Below are 19,978 nucleotides of genomic sequence, written 5' to 3' on the forward strand. Positions count from 1 at the left end.
CCTTCTCAAGTATTACCCGAATGAAGGAGGAAACTATCCACTTTTCGTACATTTATATTCTTTATGTAAGACGCATCAGCTAAGGTAAAGGTTTCATCCGCTTTTCAATAAAAAAGAAGATTCTTTCATACAAACGCTTTCAAAGCATGTATAATCAGAGAAAAGCAGAAGGAGGGAATGTGATGATTCGATTTGCTGTCATCGGAACGAATTGGATTACAGATCGATTCTTACAGGCTGGTGAAGGAGTGGCGGATTTTACATGTACGGCCGTCTATTCTCGGTCTGCTGAAAAAGGACAGGCATTTGCAAACAAGTATGGCATTGATACCGTCTTTACTAATTTACAGCAAATGGCGGCAAGTGATGCGTTTGATGCTGTGTATATCGCAAGTCCAAACGCCCTTCACAAAGAGCAAGCGATGCTGATGATGGCGCATCAAAAACATGTATTATGTGAAAAACCATTGGCCTCTCACCGTAAAGAGGCTGAAGAAATGATTGCTGCTGCGAAAAAATATCAGGTGTGCTTAATGGAAGCGATGAAGACCACATTTCTGCCGAATTTTCTTCAAATCAAGCAGCATCTTGATCAACTAGGCCCCATTCGGCAAGTGATCGCTCATTACTGTAAATATTCCTCGAGATACGATGCCTACCGAAACGGTGAAATTCCAAACGCTTTTAAGCCGGAATTATCCAATGGCTCCTTAATGGACATCGGCGTGTATCTTGTCTTTCCCATCATTTATTTATTCGGGCTGCCAAATCAAATCACCGCGAGAGGCTATACACTTTCTTCTGGAGTAGATGGGAGCGGTTCATTACTTTTACAATATGAAGGACATCAAGCACTTCTTTTCCATTCAAAAATCTCAACATCTCATGTATCTGCTGAAATTCAAGGGGAGGATGCCACGATGGTGATTGATCAATTCCATCGCCCTTCTCGTATCATCATCCATGATTGGAATGGACAGCAAACCGATATTTCTCTCAAAGATGATCAACCTGCTATGTATTATGAAATCGATCACTTCATTCAATGCATCAAGCAAAAAAAGGGACAGTCTCCAATCAATACATTTGCCTTATCCGTTCAAACCATGTCCGTCATGGACGAGGCGAGAAGACAAATGGGCATTATCTATCCAGCCGACAGACAAATGTAATGAGGCATTGAATGAACAAAGGGCGTTTTACAGCCCTTTGTTTGTTCATGTGAATCTAGTTTGCCGCTAATACATCGGCAAATGCTTTCACATATGGCGGAAGGTCCGGCGGGCGTCTGCTAGATACAATATGACCATCTGTCACAACGGCTTCATCAAACCATTCTGCTCCAGCATTCGTCATATCATCTTTAATACCAGGTGTACTCGTTACTTTTTTACCTTTCAGGATACCAGCTGAAATGAGCACCCAGCCGGCATGACAGATTTGTCCGATCGGTTTGCCCTTTGCATCAAACGTACGAACGATGTCTAATACTTCTGGATATCGGCGCAGTTTATCGGGCGCCCATCCCCCAGGAACGAGAACCGCATCATAATCATCTGCTTGAATGGAATAGAAGTCTGCATCTGATACAGCCGGCACTCCGTACTTCCCGATATATTCATGATCTGCTTTTTCGCCTACGAGATGGACAGTTGCCCCCTCTTCTCTTAATCGCAAAACGGGATACCATAGCTCTAAATCTTCAAAATCATCACTGACTAACGCAATGACCTTCTTATTTGATAAACGCATAACATCTCTCCTTTTCTTCGGATTTCCTCTATTGTACGAGATCATCTCTTAAAAAGAAAAGCGGTTCCCCTTGAGGAGAACCACTTTCTATTATTCACTGATCTTGAATTTTTTAATTAAGTCACGCAATTCTTCCGCCATTTGGGAAAGCGTCGTCGAAGAAGAACTAATCTCTTCCATTGATGCCAGCTGTTCTTCTGCTGATGCCGCGATATCTTGAATACTTGCTGAACTCTCTCTCGATACATCTGCAATTTCATTCACTGCTTTAGAAATTTGCTCAGATCCTTTTGAAAGCTCACGAACTGTCGTATTCATTTCATTGATTCTTGTCGCAATTTCTGCCGTTTGCTGATTGATTTGTGAGAAGCTTTCTTTTGTTTGGTCTGTAATTGATAGACCATTTTTTACTTCTTCATTCACAGATTTGAACATATTTTGAGACGTTTCAATTTCAGAGACAATTTCTTTGACGAGTTTTTCAATCTCTTTTGCAGAATCTGATGATTGAACCGCCAGCTTACGGACTTCTTCTGCTACAACCGAGAAGCCTCTGCCTGACTCGCCCGCACGTGCTGCTTCAATGGCTGCATTCAGAGCCAGTAAATTCGTTTGATCTGCTATACCGTTAATGACACCTAAAATGTTGGTGATATCTTTTGATTTATGCTCTAATCCGTTGATCACACTTTCAGCTTCTTTCACTGAATGATCAATCGTTTTCATTTGGCCAACTGTCTGTTCAACAAGCTGTCCGCCTGTTTCTGCGACTGTTTTTGATTGAACCGATGATTCTGTAATGACATCAGATGTTTGTGCAACTTCATTTAGCCCTTCGTTCATTTGTTTCAAGTGGGCTGCACTTTGTTCCACCATTTCACTTTGATTTTCGTTTCCGTTCGAGAATGTTTCAATGGATGATGTAATATGTTCGGTTGCTTTTGTCGTTTGACCTGCACTTGCCGTCAGTTCTTCCGACGATGACGCCACGTTTTCAACAGATGTCTGTACAGCTTGGATCACATCTCTGAGTGACTCACTCATTTCATTAAAACTTGTACCGAGCTGACCAATCTCATCCTTTGACCGGACATCAATTTTCTCTGTTAAATCTCCTTCGCTAATCTTCTTAGAAGAGGAGACAAGCATGGAAAGTGGTTTTGTAATAGAACGGATGATAAAGAAGATGAGAATACCGCCAATGATGAGCGCACCAGCTAATATAATGGCCGCCATGTTGAAGACTGGCTGCGCCGCTTCTTCTACTTCACTGACAAACATTGTACCGGCAATTTTCCAACCAGTCGCTTTGTTTGTTGTGAACTCCATTTGCTTTTCTTTCCCTTCAAACATATAACTCATTGAACCTTTGTCTTGTGTATAAAGCTTGTCTACCCAATCACCTGTTAATTTTGTTCCTGCTTTTTTCGTTGGATGTGCCACGTATGTTCGATCTGGGCTTCCGATAAAAGCATGACCTTCTTTACCAATATTGATACTATTAGACTCTTTTACTAGATTCGCAATGTCCAGGTTCATGGCAATAACACCAGAACCGTCCTCTAGTTTTTTAGAAATCGTCACAACAAGTGTACCAGTTGATGCGGTTGGGTATGGAGCGGAAACAGACAGCTCACCGTTTTTCGCCCAGCCATCTTTGTACCAATCCCGCTCAGTTGCGACATAATCAGCAGGCATTTTTTGATTTGGATATCTTGAGAACACTTTTCCATCACTTGAAGCAACAAAGATGCCTTCTGTGTCATCATTCATGCTCATGAATTGCTCAAAGCGCCCTTGAATATCAGTCGTTCCTTTTTGCCCCAGCTTTTTCTTCGTAATCCATTTGCTAAAGAAATCGGCTGCGTCTGTTTTTACTTTCACAACCTTCGTAATGTTTTTGTCCAGCTGTTCTACATTTTCCTTTGCACTTTGCATGATTTGATCATTTAAAGAGGTGCTCGCCGTATGATATGAAGAGAATGCCAATACGATAATTGGGCATAAAAGAATAAATAAGAAAGAGAAAACGAGCTTTTTTGATATAGATGGTTTTTTGAAATACTGTATGAAATTCATAAAAAAGAAAACTCCTTTTAGTAAGATAGTATATATATCGGAAGTACTACTAGGTTCTTTACTTTTTTAATTTATTAAAGTCTAGATAAGTCCAAAATACCCAAATTATGTGCAAAGAACGGAAAAACACCTGACGTCAAAACGTCAGGTGTTCCATATGACTCTTATATTTTAAATTGTTTGATGAGCTCTCTCAGTTCTTCTGCCATTTGAGATAAAGTGGCGGAAGATGAGCTGATCTCTTCCATTGATGCCAGTTGTTCTTCTGCTGAAGCCGCAATATCTTGGAAACCTGCGGAACTTTCACGTGAAAGCTCTTTGATTTGATTGACTGCTTGTGAAATATCGTTTGAGCCATGAGAAAGTTCTTGGGCTGACCCGTTCATTTGTTTCATTTGTTCTGTCATTTCTGATGTCTTATGGGTGATTTTCTCAAAACTCACTTTCGTTTCATCTGTAATGTTTAATCCAGATTGAACTTCACCTGCTACTTGTCTAAACATCTTCTGCGACTTTTCAATTTCATCTACGATTTCGTTCGTTAGGCTTTCAATTTCTTTTGAAGAGCTGCCTGATTGCTCTGCCAACTTGCGGACTTCTTCAGCGACCACAGAGAAGCCTCTTCCTGCCTCACCTGCACGTGCTGCTTCTATCGCTGCATTTAAAGCAAGGAGGTTCGTCTGATCTGCAATGCCATTGATAACTCCAAGAATGCTTGTAATGTTCTTAGATTTCTGTTCTAGCCCTGCAATCACAAGCTCTGCTTCTTTCACTGCTTGTTCAATCGTTTGCATTTGACCTGCTGTTTTTTGAACGAGCTCTCCACCAGCCTGAGCGGTTTTGCTAGACTCAATAGATGATTCCATCATATGAGAAGTCGTGTTGACCATATGTGATAAGCTTCGATCCATGTCGTTTAACTGGACAGAGCTTTTTTCGATCATCTCATTTTGATGTTCATTGCTGTTTGAGAACTGTTCAATAGATGAGGTAATATGCTCAGTCGCTTGGGCTGTCTGTCCTGCACTAGCCGTTAATTCTTCAGATGAGGCAGCAACATTTTCAATTGAATTCTGGACGGCTTGAATGACTTGTTTCAGCTTTGCCGACATATCGTTAAAGCTCTGTGCAAGCTTGCCGATTTCATCGTGAGTGCGCACCTCGATATGCTGGGTGAGATCCCCCTGACTGATTTTCTCAGCCGATTCAGAGAGCTCTATGAGTGGTTTTCGGATCGATTTAATAATAAAATAAATCGCGATTCCACCGATGACAATCGCAGCAGCTAGGATGATCATGGTTAAGTCAAGCACTGGCTGTGCGGCTTCCTTCACTTCGTTGACATACATTGTTCCCGCAAGCTTCCAGCCTGTCGCTTCATTTGTGTCATAAAACATTTGCTTCGGCTGTCCGTTGAATTCATATTCGAAACTGCCTTTTTTATTGTGATACATCTTTTCGATGAAATCGCCTGTCAGTTTCGTCCCGGCCTTTTCCGTTTTATGAGCAATGTAACGTTGGTCTGAGGTAGCGACAAACGCATAACCTTCTTGACCAATTTTGATGCTATTTGTATCTTTCACAATTGTGTTCAATCGTACATTTATGCCGATAACACCAGAACCATCTGCTAACTGTTCTGATATTGTGATGAGCAGGTCATCTGATGACTTGTCTGTAAAAGGATCTGAAATGATGAGTTTGTCATCTCCCATTGATTGTTGAAACCATGGTTCATTTTTTGCGCTTTTGGCACTGCCTTTATGAATCTCTGAATATTCAGTTAGTTTACCATTCTGATCTGCAACAAATACTTCTACGACATCGTCGTCTGTTTCCGATAGTTGCTCTAATTTCACCTTAAGTAAATCCTTATTTTTAGAGGCCAGTTCCTTTTTTTTCACCGATTTAGATAAATATGAAACAATATCAATTTTAGGCTGTACATCTTTATTGATCAATTCATTTAATTGATTCACACCATTTGCAGCGCTAGACATAATCTCATCATTGAGAGACTTAGACGCCACTTCATAGGAAAATGCGGCCAACACAAGAATGGGCACTAGGAGAATCGCTAAGAATGCAGTAATTAATTTCTTTGACATCGTAAAGTGCTTAAAAAAGTTGATTTTTTTCATGACTCTACTCCTTTTGGTTTATGATTTGGGATCATCCCCCTCTATTTTTAGGTAATACGGATTATTTTTCAAGGTGTAATGCTCGAAAACTCATCAAAATAAGCATATTTACCTATTTCTTTCGTTATATTCAGTTCAAAAAAGAACCCCCTAGCTGGAGGTTCTTTTCATTTTGTTTATTCGACTTTAAATTTGCTAATCAAATCACGTAATTCTTCTGCCATTGAAGATAGGGTGGCAGAGGATGAGCTGATCTCTTCCATTGATGCCAGCTGTTCTTCAGCTGAAGCGGCAATGTCTTGAATATTGGCGGAGCTTTCACGTGATACGTCTGCAATCTCACGGACAGCCTCAGAAACATGTGCAGATCCTTTTGACAGCTGGACAACTGTTCGATTCATTGTTTGGAGCTGATCTGAGATTTCTTTGGTCATGTCGAAAATATTGTGGAAGCTGACTTTCGTTTGTTCAGTAAAGCTTAAGCCTGATTGAACTTCTTGATTTACTGCTGTGAATACTTCTTGTGATACATCAATATCTTGAACGATTTCTTTGATTAAGTTTTCAATTTCTTTCGCTGAGTTGGCAGATTGAACAGCAAGTTTTCTTACTTCTTCTGCTACAACGGAGAAGCCTCGACCAGATTCGCCAGCTCTTGCTGCCTCAATCGCTGCATTCAGCGCAAGTAAATTCGTTTGATCTGCGATGCCATTAATGACACCAAGAATCTGGGTAATATCTTTTGATTTGCTTTCCAGCGCACTGATGACATTCTCTGCTTTTTTCACTGATTGATCAATCACGTTCATTTGAGAGGCGGTTTTTTCTACTAGCTGTCCGCCTTCTCCTGCAATCTCTGTTGATTTGATGGATGAAGCGGTAATCGATTCAGCCGACTCATTCATGTGCTGAAGGCCTCTGTTCATTTCTTCTAACTCTTCTGAGCTTGATTCCACTTTATCATTCTGGCTTTCGTTACCAGTAGAGAATTGTTCAATGGCTAATGTAATATGCTCTGTTGCTTTACTTGTTTGTCCTGCGCTTGCGGTCAGTTCTTCTGATGAAGAAGCGACATTTTCAACGGAGGTTTGGACGGCACCAATGAGGGATCTTAATGAGTCAATCATCGTATTAAAGCCTTTACCAACTTGTCCTATTTCATCATCTGATTGAATCTGAAGTTTATCACGTAAATCACCATCGCTGACCTTTTTCGAGAAACGGGCAAGATTGGATAATCTACTTGAAATAGAGCGGACAATAAAGAAGATGAGGGTTCCTGCTACGATCAGTGTCACACTGAACACAATAATGGCTGTATTGAAAACGGGTTTAGCTGCATCCTCTACTTCTGATACGAGCATCGTTCCGCCGATTTTCCAGCCGGTTAGTTCATTGGTGACATACGCCACCTTTTTATCTGTTCCATTGAGTGTATAGCTGCCGTTTCCTTGTTTGTTTTTAAAAATAATGTTCGCCAAATTCTCACTGACTTTGCTTCCAGCCTTTTGGGTTGGATCTGCTAACACGGTTTTATCCTTCTCCATGATGAAAGCATATCCTTTTTGACCTATTTTGATTTCTTTTAGCTTTTGAATGAGGCTGTCAATTTCCATATCAAGACCAATTACCCCTGAGCCATCTTTCGTTTTTTGGGCAATGGTGATGACCATTTTACCTGTAGATGCTGCGACGTATGGCTTCGTGATGACTTGTTTACCATCAGCAATCATGGCCTCTTGATACCATGGACGCTCTCGCGGGTCATAGCCATCAGGCATTTTTTGAACTGGGTATTGCATGAACAAGCCCTTTTCTGAACCTGCATAAATGGCTGAGACATCTTTTTCATTAATTTTTCCGTATTGCTGCAATTCTTTAATGGTAGCTTTTCTATTTTTTTCTTGAAGATTAGCCGCTTTGAGATCATCTGTAAACAGGGTCACAGCCTCTGCCTTGTTCCCAATATTCTCATCGATTAAGGTATCAAATGCATTGACCTGACTCATCGCACTGCCCATAATCTGTTTGTCTAACTCTGTCTTTGATGTGAAAAACGCACTAATGGTCAGTGCAACAGTTGGCAGTATTAGGACTACCAAAAAGGCAATAACTAATTTTTTAGAAATGGATGGTTTTTTGAACCATTGGATCATTTTTCCCATTTTCTCTTTCCCCCTTTACTTCTCTAAAGTTATTATCGGATGAAAGGTTTATTTTTAGAGGGCTGGAAATGACGTTTAAAAATAAAAAAAATACCCAGACAATTCTGGATATTTTTTCATCGTTTTTTAATCAATTTTAAATTGACTTGTCAGCTCTTTTAGTTCCTCAGCCATATTGGCAAGTGTGACAGAAGAGGACGAAATTTCTTCCATAGATGCCAATTGTTCTTCAGCAGATGCCGCAATATCTTGAATGTTCGCCGCACTTTCTCTTGAAACTTGACGCATCTCCTGCATAGCTTGTGACACAAGTTTTGATCCGCTTGATAGGTCAACCGCTGTATCATTTAATTGAGTGAGCTTTTTCGACATACCTTCTGCCGCCTCATAGATGTTTTGGAAGCTTTCTTTTGCTTCTTCTGTCATCCCAAGTCCTGCATTTACTTCTCGGTTAACAGCTTTGAACATCTCTTGAGATTTGGAAATTTCCAACACAATTTCTTGGATCAGCTTTTCAATTTCTTTCGCTGAATCTGCGGATTGAACCGCTAGTTTTCTGACTTCCTCCGCTACGACAGAGAAGCCGCGCCCTGATTCACCTGCTCTTGCTGCTTCTATGGCTGCATTGAGTGCAAGTAAATTCGTTTGATCTGCAATGCCATTAATGACATTTAAAATGCTCGTAATATCTTTAGACTTGTATTCTAATTCTTTCATGACTTGTTCTGCTTCTTGTACAGATGTGTCGATATGTTTCATTTGATTCGCTGTGCTTTCAACGATACGTCCGCCTTGTCCAGCCGCTTCTGTCGATTGAATGGAGACAGCAGTCACTTCTGATGAAGTTTGTGACATACCTTGTAATCCTTCATTCATTGCGACAAGCTGATTCGTGCTAGATTCGACTTTCTCATTTTGTGCTTCATTCCCATTTGAGAATTGTTCAATCGACATGGTGATATGTTCTGTCGCCTGACTTGTTTGGCTGGCACTAGCAGTCAGCTCTTCTGAAGCTGAAGCCACATTGTCGACAGATTGCTGGACCGCTCGAATAACTTCACGCAAAGATTCACTCATCTTACTAAAGCTTCTTGTGAGGTCTCCTATTTCATCCTTCGATTTGGTTTCGAGGGTTTCCGTTAAATCCCCTTCACTCACCTTTTCTGAGAAATCAACAAGCCTTCTAAGTCCAATTGTGATGGAGCGAACGATAAAGAAGATAGCGATACCGCCAAGGATAAAAGAAGAAATTAAAAGAATAATGGCAGAATTCCAAACTGGCTGTGCTGCTTCTTCTGTTTCTGATACAAACATCGTTCCAGCAATTTTCCAACCTGTTAAATCATTTGTCACAAAAACGAGGCGTTTTTGCTCTCCTTTATTCTCATAAGTTGATGTTCCTTCTTTGCCGCTGTAAAGGATTGATGAAATATTTTCTGTAACTGCAGAGCCTGATTTTTCTTCTGGGTGAGCTACAATCTGTTTGTTTTTATTTGCAATAATTGGATATCCTTCTCGTCCAATTTTAATATCTTTGATTTTATCGACGATATCCTGAACATCAATATCAATCCCAATGGCTCCCGACCCGTCCTTCAGACGCTGAGCGATTGTGACAACCATGCCGTTTGTTGTGGCAGAGATGTATGGATTGGTGACCACAGGTTCGCCTTTTTCGTCCTGCATCGCCGCTTTATACCAATCACGAGTTGTTGGATCATAGCCTTTTGGCATGTCCACTTTAGGGAACTGAATAAAGTCACGATTTTTACTTGCTGCATAAAATCCAACTACATCATCTTCATTGATTTTACTGTATATCTCAAAATGCTCATACAGTTCGTCCTGGTTTTTCTTTTTAAAGTCTGCAGCACTGGATGTTTCGGTAAACAGTTTGACTGCGTTCTCCTTATTCAAAAGCTTTTGCTCGATCATGTCATTCAGCTCATTGACTCTTGCGTTGGCTCCGTACATGATTTCATGATCTAATTCTTCTTTGGCAATCTGATATGAAATCGTACTGAGTGTAATGATAGGCAAGACGAGAACAAGTGTGAATGAAATAATCAGCCTTTTAGAAATCGATGGTTTTTTCAACCATTTTATGATACTTTTCATGTTTTTCCTCCTTTTAAACGTTATGTTTTATATCGGACAGCTTCATATTATTTTCATGTTTTTCAAATAAAAAGGATGTCTTTTTGTTTATTTTCACAAATTGATTCCTTGCCCAAGCATCCCGCATACGCTAATACAAAAGGGGGCGCTTTTCATATGATTATCCTTTCAGGACAGCCAGTGACAAATGAGCAGCTGGCATCGTTTCAGCTAGAAGGACAAAAGCGGATCATTTTGATGCAATTACAAGCCTCAAATGATACGTTCCGTTATAGGCAGGCATCTGATTTGTTATTTGAGGTGACTTTACGATCGAATATCATGAATGCGGCAAGAGATTTGAACAAGAGCGGTGCCTCATTTGCTATCTTTCAAAGATCCCGTGCGAATGACGCCTATTGGCGTGTATCAGAGGCCGGAGCGTTAGAACTGCGCTATCAAGTCGAGCCATCTACGGGGATTAAAGACATCTTTGAAAATGGCTCAAAATATGCCTTTGAATGTGCCACAGCGATTGTCATTGTGTTTTATATGGGAGTCCTGCAAACGGTAGGAGACGAGAAGTTCAATCGAAGACTTAGAAGTTTAACGCTGTATGACTGGCACTATGATACATTATCCATTTATACAGAGCGTGGAAATGATTTTATTTATGGGGATTGCCTATATTTCGAGAATCCAGAGTTTAGCTATCAACAGTCTCAATGGCGCGGAGAAAATGTGATTTACTTAGGGGAAGATCAATATTATGGGCATGGGCTTGGGATCTTAACAGCTGCAGAGATTATTGATAAATTAAATGCCAGAAGACGGCCAGGGGCGGTTCAGTCCGCTTATTTACTGCCGCAGACTACTAGGATGGATGTTATTTATCTCAGGCAAATGTTTGGCAGCTAAAAAAGGCCTCTTGTCTATAGGTTATGACAAGGGGCCTTTGTATGCCTTGCGTTTGCGGTAATCATGGAGCGTGCCAAGCATTTTGTTTGCTAGGATTTCCATTTCTTCTAGGTCGTTTCTTGTGACTGGAGGGTCGTGCTGATTCCATTTCACATAACGAACGAAATAGTAATGACGAATGGGGGTAAGGACGGCAGGGGAGTGCGGAAAATCATCAAATAGAAATTCAATTTGTCCTTTTTTCCGATATGAATGTTTTAAGATTTCCATCCTGTCACACCACCCATTATCAAATTATATCTGCGTGAGTTCATGCATGATTTCTTCAACGGTTAAAATGGAATGAATACGGCCAACCCCCTGACCTGCCCAAAGAGCCATTTGTTCTCGGTTTCCTGCAGCAGCTGCCGCTTTTCGCATCGGTGTTGTCCATACGTGCTGTATGGGATAGGGAAGAACCCGGTCTTCATTTCGTCTTTCTTCCTCCATCCACTGATTGACAATACCTCTTGCTTTTTTTCCAGAGAAAAGCCGTGTCATCGCTGTTTCACTGCCTTCTGCCTGTAACAGCGCCTTTTTGTACACATCTGCCGCAGCACTTTCTTGACTCGCTAAAAATCGTGTCCCTATTTGAACCGCATCTGCTCCAAGTGCTAGTGCTGCGCTCATAGTGGTCCGGTCTGTGATACCTCCAGCGGCGATCAATGGGATATGACAGACGGATCTGACATCACTGATCAGGCAGAAAAGTCCCTGCAGAGCATCTCCCTTTGAAGGTAAGAAGGTGCCTCGGTGCCCTCCTGCTTCACTTCCCTGCAGGACAACGGCATCCAATCCTTTTTCTTCTAAAAGTAGTGCTTCTTCTTTTGTTGTAGCTGTTCCGATGAGAAAGATCCCCTTTTGTTTCAGGTGATGAATTGTTTGTTCGTTTGGACAGGCAAATGTAAACGACACAGCTGGGACTTCTTCTTCTTGAAGAATGTTGATTTTTTGTTCATAGTCCTTCCATAATTCTTCCTCGCTAGGGATCATCTGTGCTTCTTGTATGACAGGCAGCCGGTCTGTCCAAAATGATACATCTTCTGTTTTCGTTTCTGAAATGGGTTCAGGGACAAACACATTCACTTGAAATGGACGAGATGTCAGCTGTTTGACCTGTCTGATTTGCTGCCTCATCTTTTCAGGCTGTACATAACCACTTGCTAAGCTGCCGAGACCGCCATATTGTGAAACAGCAGCGACAAGCTGCGGCGTCACCGCTCCTCCTGCCATTGGTGCTTGAATGATGCCATGTTCAATTTGAAGTAACGCTGTGAATTCTCCCATCTTCTCCCCGCCCTTACTCGTTAGATGACACCTGTACATAAAAGTGACGATGTCTCGGTCCGTCAAACTCACAAAAATAGATTCCCTGCCACGTTCCAAGCACAAGATCACCATGATGGACAAGAACATGCTGAGATGCTCCCATATAACTAGCTTTCATATGCGCTGCTGTATTGCCTTCCATATGACGATCTTTTGAATGTTCCCACGGAAAGACTTCGTCAAGCCGGCGCAGCATATCTCGTTTGACGTCTGGGTCGGCATTTTCATTAATGGTGATTCCAGCCGTCGTATGTGGACAATAGACCATAACCGTTCCGTTTTGAATTCCAGTTTCCCGGAGATATTGCTGAACTTCATGGGTAATGTCTATCATGTCATCGTGTTTGTCTGTTTGTACGTTGATTTTTTTCATTTCACTGGCTCCTTTTGATCATGTCTATAAAACCATACCCTTTTTATGTGAAACCAATCACTGCCGGTTGGCAGAAACAAATCTTCTTACCTAAAGTTTACCAAGCAAAAAAACCTCGTCAATAGCTCCGAGGTTTTTAGGAAAAGTGAACCTTTTTTACTTCTATGGTTCGAATATGATGATCTTCTGCATCGACAATTTTAAATTCACAGCCTTCTGCTTCAATGATATCTCCAATGTCAAAATCAATTTTATGCGTCATCATCCAGCCAGCAATTGTATCAACATCATCATTTTCAATCGCTAAATCCAATAAATCATTTACTTCATCGATCAAGGCTTTTCCATCCATGACATAGTGGAAGTCACCTTTTTTCACAATATGCGGGGTTTCATCTTGATCATATTCATCTCGAATCTCGCCCACAATTTCTTCTAATATGTCTTCAACTGTGACGAGACCTGCTGTTCCGCCGTATTCATCTACAAGCACCGACATATGAATCCGTTCCTTTTGCATCAAAATCAGCAATTCTTGAACCGGTGTACTTTCAATGACACGAATGACAGGGCGCATTAAGTCTTCAATGGACACCTCTTGATTGAGAAAACTTGCTTTAAATACGTCTTTGCTATTGATCACACCAATGACATGATCTTTGTCTTCTTTAATGACAGGATAACGTGTATACCTTTCGTTCAGCATATAATGCGTCACGTCTTCCAGGCTCTGTTCAATTTCAATGGCAGAGATTTCTGTGCGCGGGATCATGATCTCTCTCGCCACTCGGTTATCAAATTCAAATATTTTATTGACATATTTGTATTCAGATTGGTTGATCTCGCCCTTTTCGTAGCTTTCAGACAGGATGAGACGCAATTCTTCCTCACTGATCGCCACTTCATGTTCTTTGACAGAATGAAAACCAAATAATTTCACAATGCCTCGTGCAGCCCCATTTAATGCTTTAATAAACGGGTACATGACTTTATAGAAAAAAATAAGAGGTTTTGCCGTCACAAGACTGACGGCTTCTGCCTTTTGAATGGCAATCGTTTTGGGAGCAAGTTCCCCAACGACAACATGCAAAAACGTAATGATCACAAAGGCAATGATAAACGATATGATGTCTGTCAAAGCGGAATGAAGCCCTGCCTTTTCAAAAAGCGGATGCAGGAAATGTTCCACTGTCGGCTCCCCTAACCACCCTAAGCCTAATGCCGTGATGGTAATGCCAAGCTGACAGGCAGATAAATATTCATCAAGGTTGGTTGTCAGTTTCTGAACATGAATGGCTCTCTTATCACCGCTTTCAATCAGCTGATTGATTTTTGAGCCTCTAATTTTCACAATCGCAAATTCAGTGACAACAAAAAATGCTGTCGCAGCAATGAGTAATAGGACTAAAAATACGTTTAAAATATACAAAAAAACCCTTACCTAACACGGGTAAGGGCTCACCTCCTCTGGCGTCAATTAATCATTACGGCCATTTAGGAAGATCATTACAAAACGGAGCAATTCAAACAGGGAGACAAGGGCCGCTGCTACGTACGTAAGAGCTGCGGCATTTAACACCTTGTTCACGCCTCTTTCTTCACTGCTTCTAATGATTCCTTCTGAAACAATGATATTCTTTGCACGAGAACTTGCGTTAAACTCAACAGGCAATGTCACTAGCTGAAAGAACACAGCAGCTGAGAACAAAACGATCCCAAGCCCGATTAAGTTAAGGCTGCCGAGCAATAATCCACCTAGGAAAAGAAGCGGGGCAACACCAGATGCAAAGTTCACGACAGGGAAGATCTTATGTCTCAAGACAAGCGCACCATAGGATTCCTGATGCTGCAAGGCATGTCCAACCTCGTGTGATGCGACTGAAATGGCCGAAATGGAATGGCCATAATACACTGGTTCAGATAAACGAACCACACGCTGCGTCGGGTCGTAATGATCAGTCAAAGTTCCTCTTACCGGTTCAACGGGTACGTCGTATAACCCGTTGCGATCTAAAATATATCGAGCGGTTTCAGCACCTGTTTTCATACTGGCAGCTTCAACCTTTGAATACTTTTCAAAATTATTCTTTACTTTAAATTGTGCCCAAAAAGACAATCCCAATGCGGCAAATGTTAAAAAATAAAAAAACAGCATGCTCATCAGCTTCCTTTTTATTTTATATATTTATTTACAATTTTAATGACTTTTATGTAACGTGTACAGCAAAAAGCACTAGGTCTTTTTAAGTGGAATCACTACACCAATGAAAAAGAAGAACATTCCGATGCATGCTGTATAAAATGTCACCGTTCCATATAGGTCTTGAAAAAAACGAAGCCACGAGAAATCATTCATGAAATGGTTCACCGCATTTAAATCAAACACGAGTAAAATCACCGCAGATGATAAAAAGTGTGCGCCGATAAAAAGAAGTACGGTCTTTTGAACAAACGACATTCGCATTCCCTCCTTCTTCTCTCTTATTTTAAGATATGGGTTCTGTTTCAATACATGACGATGATGAAAAATTGTTTCCTAATCGGGCATACTGACATTAGCAGTTTCCCTGAAAGGACGAGTTCGATGAAATCAAACCGTATCTTCATTGCCTGGCTAAGATGGCCTCTTTATGTTCGCATTGCGATCATCATCTGTTTCTTGCTTCTCTTTTTTGGACAATTAATCGTCATACTTGAACCAAAGCAGTATCATACGATCTTTGATGGGATCTGGTGGGCTCTCATTACAGTCGCGACGGTAGGCTATGGTGATTTTGTGCCGCAAACCATGCCCGGACAAATCGCAGGTATGGCGCTGATTCTGATCGGGGCAAGCTTTGTAACGGCTTATTTTGCCACACTCGCTGCCGCTGTGTTCAGTAAGCAGCACCATTATGTAGAGGGGAAGGTGGCTTTCAAGGGGAAAGGACATCTTATTATTGTCGGCTGGAATGAGAAAACGAACAAACTGCTTCAATCGTTTCAAACCATTGATCCCGCCATGCCGATTGTACTCATTGATGATTCCTTAAAGGAAGGACCTCTTTTAGAGAATGTTCATTTTATTAAAGGCCATGGTACAGAGGATGCCACACTTCGCAGAGCAAATATTATGAGTGCTGATACATTGATGATTACCGCCGACCAGCATGAAAATGAAGTGACGGCTGATATGCAGAGTGTCTTAACCTTGCTTGCGGCAAAAGGATTAAATCCTTCGTTATATTGTTTAATTGAAATTTTAACCGATCGCTATGTGAAAAATGCTGAGCGGGCTGGAGCCAATCAAGTCATCCACACTTCTGATGCCGTGAATCATTTAATGGTGGAGCATTTTCTTTTAAAAGAACAGCTCATGGCGTTAAAAATCAAAAGAAACATGACCCTCCATAAACAGATCACCATCATTCCAGTACCGGCTTCATTAGCTGGAGAGACATTCTTAACGGCACTTCATCATTTTCTAGAGCATCATGTGATCATTGTAGGCGTACAAAAAAAAGAAGGACCCATGATGAATCCTCCTTTTGGATATGAGCTTCATCCAGAGGATGAGCTGATCAGCTTTTAAAGCAGTGCATCTTCTAATTCTTTGACGAGTGAAAAGCCAATTTCGGTATAAGCCTTTGACACATCTCCGTCTTTCTCTTTCGGTTCTTGGAATTGGTTAAAAGATGCCCCTACATTTCCAACCATCGCATGGTCATCTAATTTATCTTGATAGACATGCTTTAAGAGAAATGGATGTCCCATTTTCACCACAACGCCTGGCTGATCCAGCTGTCCTTTCTCGGCTGTAAACGGAACTCTGAGAAAGGTATAGCCGTCACGGTTGTCAATTTTATAATCAAAATATCCATGATCATAATCCCAATTCCCATTAATGACATATCCGAGCGGCTTCATGTTTTCTTCTAAATGGTACAGTGAAAAGCTTTCACCAGTTAGCCTAGATGGTACATGAATCATACAGAACCCTCCTTTTTGTATAGGGTTCGTTAAAGAGAGGAATTCATACATTTGCCTTTCGTGATTTGCACATTGTTTGTAAAAGCAGCATCAAATAAGGCTTGGCTGGATGATGCATTTGTCTCGTTCGCACTGCCCGCTCCTGATGTTTCTTTCGTAGCACTCATTGGACAAATCCGCCCAACATTCCCAAAGTTAACGATGGCCTGCCCTGAAATGTCATGGATATAAATATGATTTGTTCTCATCGCTTCATCAACCTCCTCCATTGATTATTCTATGTACAGAGCTTAGGGAGGCTTGCACTGACACCATGAGAACATAAAAAAAGGCACACCTTATGAAAAGATGTGCCTTTTATTCTTATGATTGTTTGAGACGGCTCTCAAGTTCTGCCTTTTTCTCTTCGAAGCCCGGTTTTCCTAATAAAGCAAACATGTTCACTTTATACGCTTCTACTCCAGGCTGGTCGAATGGATTGACGCCTAGTAAATAACCAGACATCGCACATGCTTTTTCGAAGAAGTACACGAGATATCCGAATGTATAAGCATCCATTTCAGGAATCGTCACAATCAGGTTCGGTACTTTTCCATCCGTATGAGCAAGCATTGTGCCTTCAAATGCTTTTTTATTGACGAAATCAACCGTTTTTCCTGCAAGATAGTTTAACCCATCAAGATCTTGTTCTTCTGCTTCGATGACAAGTTCATGTCGTGGCTTGTCTACATTCACGATGGTTTCAAACAAGTCTCTTCTTCCTTCTTGTACATATTGACCAAGTGAATGAAGATCCGTTGAGAAGTTGGCAGAAGAAGGATAGATTCCTTTTTCATCTTTCCCTTCACTTTCGCCGAATAACTGCTTCCACCACTCCGCAAAGTACTGTAAGCCTGGCTCATAGTTAATCAGCATTTCAATTGTCCGTCCTTTATTGTAAAGAACATTACGGACAACCGCATATTGATAAGCCGCATTTTCTGAGAGCTCAGATGAAGCGAAGTCTTCACTTGCTTTCGCAGCACCTTCCATCATTTGATCAATGTTTGCACCGCTTACAGCGATTGGCAATAGACCAACTGCTGTTAAGACGGAATAGCGTCCGCCGACGTCATCAGGGATGATAAATGATTCATAGCCTTCTTCAGTTGCTAATGTTTTGAGTGCCCCGCGTGCCTTGTCAGTTGTCGCATAGATGCGTTTTTTCGCTTCTTCAGCACCATATTTTTCGATAAGGAGCTTTTTAAAGATACGGAACGCAATGGCTGGCTCTGTTGTTGTACCAGATTTTGAAATCACGTTAATGGAGAATTCGGCATCTTCTAGCAGATCCATTACATCTGTTAAATAAGAAGAACTGATGTTGTTTCCAATAAAGATGATTTGCGGTGTTTTGCGTTTGCCTTTTGGCAAACTATTATAGAAAGAATGGTTTAAAAACTCAATGGCCGCACGTGCGCCAAGATAAGAACCACCAATTCCAACAACGAGTAATACATCAGAATCAGATTTAATCTTTTCTGCACTTTTTTTAATGCGGGCAAATTCTTCGCGATCATATTGCTTCGGTAAGTCAACCCAACCTAAATAATCACTGCCAGTACCCGTTTGTTCATGAATATTATGATGGGCCACCTTCACAAAATCTTTTAAATATGTAAGCTCATGTTCTTGAAAGAAAGGTAACGCTTTCGAGTAGTCAAATTGAATATGTGTCATCGCTTGTAAGCCCTCCATTACGTTAGTTCTGTCCCTTTCACTTTAGCGGAACTAGCTATTGAAATCAAGTGATCGTCATTGATGCAGCAAAAAGCCGCTCCTCATGAAGAGAAGCGGCCATCCAAATTATAGAGAAGCTTTCAAAATCGCTAAAATGTCATCACGGCCAAGTTTCATAAAGTTACCAAAACCACCATATTCCATTTCTTTTGCTGCGATGTCAGCAATTTTGTCCAGTTGATCTTCACCAATATCATAATCCGCTAAACGGCTCGGTGCACCTAGGCTTGTCCAGAAGGCTGACAGCTTGTTGATTCCTTCTAATGCGATGTCACGATCCGATTTTCCTTCTGTCTCAATGTCAAACATGTTCAACATGAGATTTTTAAAACGTTCGACATTATGATCAAGTGTATGACGCATCCAGTTTGGGAAGAGGATCGCAAGTCCACCTGCATGCGGAATGTCATAGACTGCTGATACTGCATGCTCAATCGTATGTGATGCCCAGTCGCCAAAATAGCCCATTTGCAGCGTGCCATTTAAAGCAATTGTTCCTGCATAAAGGATGGTTTCACGGTGCTCATAGTTTTGTAAGTCTTCAAGTAGCTTTGGCGCTGTCTCGATGACTGTTTGAAGAACAGCAAAACACATCCGATCTTGTAGAGGCGTGTTTTTGACATTATGGAAGTATTGTTCAAATACATGGCTCATCATATCAACCATGCCATACACCGTTTGATTCTCTGGCACAGAATATGTGTGCTCAGGATCTAAAATTGAAAAAGCAGGGTGCGTGACTGAACTGCCCCACACATACTTTTCATTTGTTTCCCAGTTGGTGATCACAGAATCCGGGTTCATTTCTGAGCCTGTCGCTGCAAGTGTCAATACTGTGCCAAATGGCAGTGCTTTTTGAGCGGTCGTTTTCTTTGAAATAATATCCCAAACATTTCCGTCATATTCAGCTCCAGCTGCAATGGCTTTTGTACAGTCGATGACACTTCCCCCACCAACTGCTAATAAGAAATCAATGTTCTCATTTTGGCAAATGTCGATCCCTTTTTGCACTGTAGTGAGACGAGGGTTCGGTTCAACTCCTGACAGTTCAAATACGTCAGCCTCTGCTTCATTTAAAGCGCTGATGACCTTATCATAAAGACCATTTTTTTTAATACTGCCTCCACCATATACAAGAAGCACTCGCTTTCCATAACGAGCGAGTTCGCTTTTTAGTCCGTCTAGTTGTCCTTTTCCAAACATCAATTTCGTTGGATTATAGTAAATAAAGTTTTCCATCTGTTCTACATCTCCTTAAAACATTTATATCCAAAAACATGAAAGACTACTGTAACATATGTACATGCAGAACTCAAAAAAGATAACTGCTTAAAAGC

The 19,978-nt window shown here is 41.1% G+C and carries 18 protein-coding genes and 4 pseudogenes; 3 read left to right on the forward strand and 19 right to left on the reverse strand.

Annotation, left to right across the window (positions count from 1 at the left end):
• Positions 1-182 precede the first annotated feature (182 nt).
• Entirely contained in the window at positions 183-1,172 is a 990-nt protein-coding gene (locus tag LCD32_RS14005) for a Gfo/Idh/MocA family protein (RefSeq protein ID WP_224564035.1), read from the forward strand.
• Between the two features lie 55 nt (positions 1,173-1,227).
• On the opposite strand, the gene LCD32_RS14010 is transcribed toward LCD32_RS14005, so the two are convergent.
• From LCD32_RS14010 to LCD32_RS19415, 9 genes and pseudogenes are all read right to left on the reverse strand, one after another.
• Complete coding sequence (locus LCD32_RS14010; protein ID WP_008344162.1) at positions 1,228-1,752, reverse strand: type 1 glutamine amidotransferase domain-containing protein; 525 nt, start codon at positions 1,750-1,752, stop codon at positions 1,228-1,230.
• Between the two features lie 90 nt (positions 1,753-1,842).
• Entirely contained in the window at positions 1,843-2,796 is a 954-nt protein-coding gene (locus LCD32_RS19380; protein ID WP_370529237.1) for a methyl-accepting chemotaxis protein, read from the reverse strand.
• Positions 2,788-3,831, reverse strand: a pseudogene (locus LCD32_RS19385) (cache domain-containing protein); the annotation flags it as partial. The pseudogene LCD32_RS19385 and the gene LCD32_RS19380, both read right to left, overlap by 9 nt.
• Before the next feature lie 164 nt (positions 3,832-3,995).
• Entirely contained in the window at positions 3,996-4,943 is a 948-nt protein-coding gene (locus LCD32_RS19390) for a methyl-accepting chemotaxis protein (protein ID WP_407708023.1), read from the reverse strand.
• Positions 4,935-5,972, reverse strand: a pseudogene (locus LCD32_RS19395) (HAMP domain-containing protein); the annotation flags it as partial. The gene LCD32_RS19390 and the pseudogene LCD32_RS19395, both read right to left, overlap by 9 nt.
• A 176-nt stretch (positions 5,973-6,148) precedes the next feature.
• Complete coding sequence (locus LCD32_RS19400) at positions 6,149-7,099, reverse strand: methyl-accepting chemotaxis protein (protein WP_370529239.1); 951 nt, start codon at positions 7,097-7,099, stop codon at positions 6,149-6,151.
• Positions 7,094-8,137 (reverse strand): annotated as a pseudogene (locus LCD32_RS19405) (cache domain-containing protein); the annotation flags it as partial. The gene LCD32_RS19400 and the pseudogene LCD32_RS19405, both read right to left, overlap by 6 nt.
• Positions 8,138-8,263: 126 nt before the next feature.
• Positions 8,264-9,214: a methyl-accepting chemotaxis protein gene (locus LCD32_RS19410; RefSeq protein WP_370529240.1), complete on the reverse strand. Its 951-nt coding sequence runs from the start codon at positions 9,212-9,214 to the stop codon at positions 8,264-8,266.
• Positions 9,206-10,255, reverse strand: a pseudogene (locus LCD32_RS19415) (cache domain-containing protein); the annotation flags it as partial. The pseudogene LCD32_RS19415 and the gene LCD32_RS19410, both read right to left, overlap by 9 nt.
• 156 nt (positions 10,256-10,411) lie before the next feature.
• Between LCD32_RS19415 and LCD32_RS14035 the strand changes: the two are divergent.
• Complete coding sequence (locus LCD32_RS14035) at positions 10,412-11,152, forward strand: protein-glutamine gamma-glutamyltransferase (protein WP_008345763.1); 741 nt, start codon at positions 10,412-10,414, stop codon at positions 11,150-11,152.
• A 21-nt stretch (positions 11,153-11,173) separates the two neighbouring features.
• Here LCD32_RS14035 and LCD32_RS14040 read toward each other — a convergent pair whose 3' ends face one another.
• The 6 genes from LCD32_RS14040 to LCD32_RS14065 form a co-directional block, all read right to left on the reverse strand.
• The gene (locus LCD32_RS14040) at positions 11,174-11,422 is read right to left on the reverse strand and encodes a hypothetical protein (protein ID WP_035389233.1); all 249 of its coding nucleotides are present in this window, start codon (positions 11,420-11,422) and stop codon (positions 11,174-11,176) included.
• Between the two features lie 24 nt (positions 11,423-11,446).
• Complete coding sequence (locus tag LCD32_RS14045) at positions 11,447-12,478, reverse strand: NAD(P)H-dependent flavin oxidoreductase (RefSeq protein WP_052320648.1); 1,032 nt, start codon at positions 12,476-12,478, stop codon at positions 11,447-11,449.
• A 13-nt stretch (positions 12,479-12,491) separates the two neighbouring features.
• Positions 12,492-12,893 carry a secondary thiamine-phosphate synthase enzyme YjbQ gene (locus LCD32_RS14050; RefSeq protein WP_052320647.1) on the reverse strand — a complete coding sequence of 134 codons (402 nt, stop codon included), beginning with the start codon at positions 12,891-12,893 and terminating at the stop codon, positions 12,492-12,494.
• A 136-nt stretch (positions 12,894-13,029) separates the two neighbouring features.
• Entirely contained in the window at positions 13,030-14,322 is a 1,293-nt protein-coding gene (locus LCD32_RS14055) for a hemolysin family protein (RefSeq protein WP_007500537.1), read from the reverse strand.
• A gap of 48 nt (positions 14,323-14,370) precedes the next feature.
• Positions 14,371-15,045, reverse strand: coding sequence for a zinc metallopeptidase (locus tag LCD32_RS14060; RefSeq protein WP_024719711.1), 675 nt, complete (start codon positions 15,043-15,045; stop codon positions 14,371-14,373).
• 81 nt (positions 15,046-15,126) lie between these two features.
• Positions 15,127-15,351 (reverse strand): hypothetical protein, encoded by a 225-nt coding sequence (locus tag LCD32_RS14065; protein ID WP_008345775.1) that lies wholly within the window; start codon positions 15,349-15,351, stop codon positions 15,127-15,129.
• 126 nt (positions 15,352-15,477) lie between these two features.
• Between LCD32_RS14065 and LCD32_RS14070 the strand changes: the two genes are divergently transcribed.
• Positions 15,478-16,464 (forward strand): potassium channel family protein, encoded by a 987-nt coding sequence (locus LCD32_RS14070; protein ID WP_025207891.1) that lies wholly within the window; start codon positions 15,478-15,480, stop codon positions 16,462-16,464.
• Here LCD32_RS14070 and LCD32_RS14075 read toward each other — a convergent pair.
• From LCD32_RS14075 to LCD32_RS14090, 4 genes are all read right to left on the reverse strand, one after another.
• A complete protein-coding gene (locus LCD32_RS14075; protein WP_224564038.1) occupies positions 16,461-16,862 on the reverse strand; it encodes a YugN-like family protein in 402 nt (133 codons plus the stop codon). The two genes, LCD32_RS14070 and LCD32_RS14075, sit on opposite strands and share 4 nt — an antisense overlap.
• Before the next feature lie 29 nt (positions 16,863-16,891).
• A complete protein-coding gene (locus LCD32_RS14080; RefSeq protein ID WP_008345782.1) occupies positions 16,892-17,110 on the reverse strand; it encodes a spore germination protein in 219 nt (72 codons plus the stop codon).
• 115 nt (positions 17,111-17,225) lie between these two features.
• On the reverse strand, positions 17,226-18,581 hold the full coding sequence (locus LCD32_RS14085) for a glucose-6-phosphate isomerase (RefSeq protein ID WP_224564041.1): 1,356 nt from the start codon (positions 18,579-18,581) through the stop codon (positions 17,226-17,228).
• 126 nt (positions 18,582-18,707) lie between these two features.
• The gene (locus tag LCD32_RS14090) at positions 18,708-19,880 is read right to left on the reverse strand and encodes an iron-containing alcohol dehydrogenase (RefSeq protein WP_224564043.1); all 1,173 of its coding nucleotides are present in this window, start codon (positions 19,878-19,880) and stop codon (positions 18,708-18,710) included.
• Positions 19,881-19,978: the final 98 nt, after the last annotated feature.

It is taken from the genome of Bacillus sp. RSS_NA_20, from assembly GCF_020165915.1.
Classification (GTDB): domain Bacteria; phylum Bacillota; class Bacilli; order Bacillales; family Bacillaceae; genus Bacillus; species Bacillus altitudinis.

What these genes read in the sequence shown, in the direction of transcription:
- LCD32_RS19390 (WP_407708023.1), bottom strand. Translation starts at nt 4,943, where the DNA reads ATGTCGGCAAAGCTGAAACAAGTCATTCAAGCCGTCCAGAATTCAATT.
- LCD32_RS14050 (WP_052320647.1), bottom strand. Translation starts at nt 12,893, where the DNA reads ATGAAAAAAATCAACGTACAAACAGACAAACACGATGACATGATAGAC.
- LCD32_RS19410 (WP_370529240.1), bottom strand. Translation starts at nt 9,214, where the DNA reads ATGAGTGAATCTTTGCGTGAAGTTATTCGAGCGGTCCAGCAATCTGTC.
- LCD32_RS14085 (WP_224564041.1), bottom strand. Translation starts at nt 18,581, where the DNA reads ATGACACATATTCAATTTGACTACTCGAAAGCGTTACCTTTCTTTCAA.
- LCD32_RS14035 (WP_008345763.1), top strand. Translation starts at nt 10,412, where the DNA reads ATGATTATCCTTTCAGGACAGCCAGTGACAAATGAGCAGCTGGCATCG.
- LCD32_RS14040 (WP_035389233.1), bottom strand. Translation starts at nt 11,422, where the DNA reads ATGGAAATCTTAAAACATTCATATCGGAAAAAAGGACAAATTGAATTT.
- LCD32_RS14065 (WP_008345775.1), bottom strand. Translation starts at nt 15,351, where the DNA reads ATGTCGTTTGTTCAAAAGACCGTACTTCTTTTTATCGGCGCACACTTT.
- LCD32_RS19380 (WP_370529237.1), bottom strand. Translation starts at nt 2,796, where the DNA reads ATGAGTGAGTCACTCAGAGATGTGATCCAAGCTGTACAGACATCTGTT.
- LCD32_RS14075 (WP_224564038.1), bottom strand. Translation starts at nt 16,862, where the DNA reads ATGATTCATGTACCATCTAGGCTAACTGGTGAAAGCTTTTCACTGTAC.
- LCD32_RS14090 (WP_224564043.1), bottom strand. Translation starts at nt 19,880, where the DNA reads ATGGAAAACTTTATTTACTATAATCCAACGAAATTGATGTTTGGAAAA.
- LCD32_RS14010 (WP_008344162.1), bottom strand. Translation starts at nt 1,752, where the DNA reads ATGCGTTTATCAAATAAGAAGGTCATTGCGTTAGTCAGTGATGATTTT.
- LCD32_RS19400 (WP_370529239.1), bottom strand. Translation starts at nt 7,099, where the DNA reads ATGATTGACTCATTAAGATCCCTCATTGGTGCCGTCCAAACCTCCGTT.
- LCD32_RS14080 (WP_008345782.1), bottom strand. Translation starts at nt 17,110, where the DNA reads ATGAGAACAAATCATATTTATATCCATGACATTTCAGGGCAGGCCATC.
- LCD32_RS14045 (WP_052320648.1), bottom strand. Translation starts at nt 12,478, where the DNA reads ATGGGAGAATTCACAGCGTTACTTCAAATTGAACATGGCATCATTCAA.
- LCD32_RS14070 (WP_025207891.1), top strand. Translation starts at nt 15,478, where the DNA reads ATGAAATCAAACCGTATCTTCATTGCCTGGCTAAGATGGCCTCTTTAT.
- LCD32_RS14005 (WP_224564035.1), top strand. Translation starts at nt 183, where the DNA reads ATGATTCGATTTGCTGTCATCGGAACGAATTGGATTACAGATCGATTC.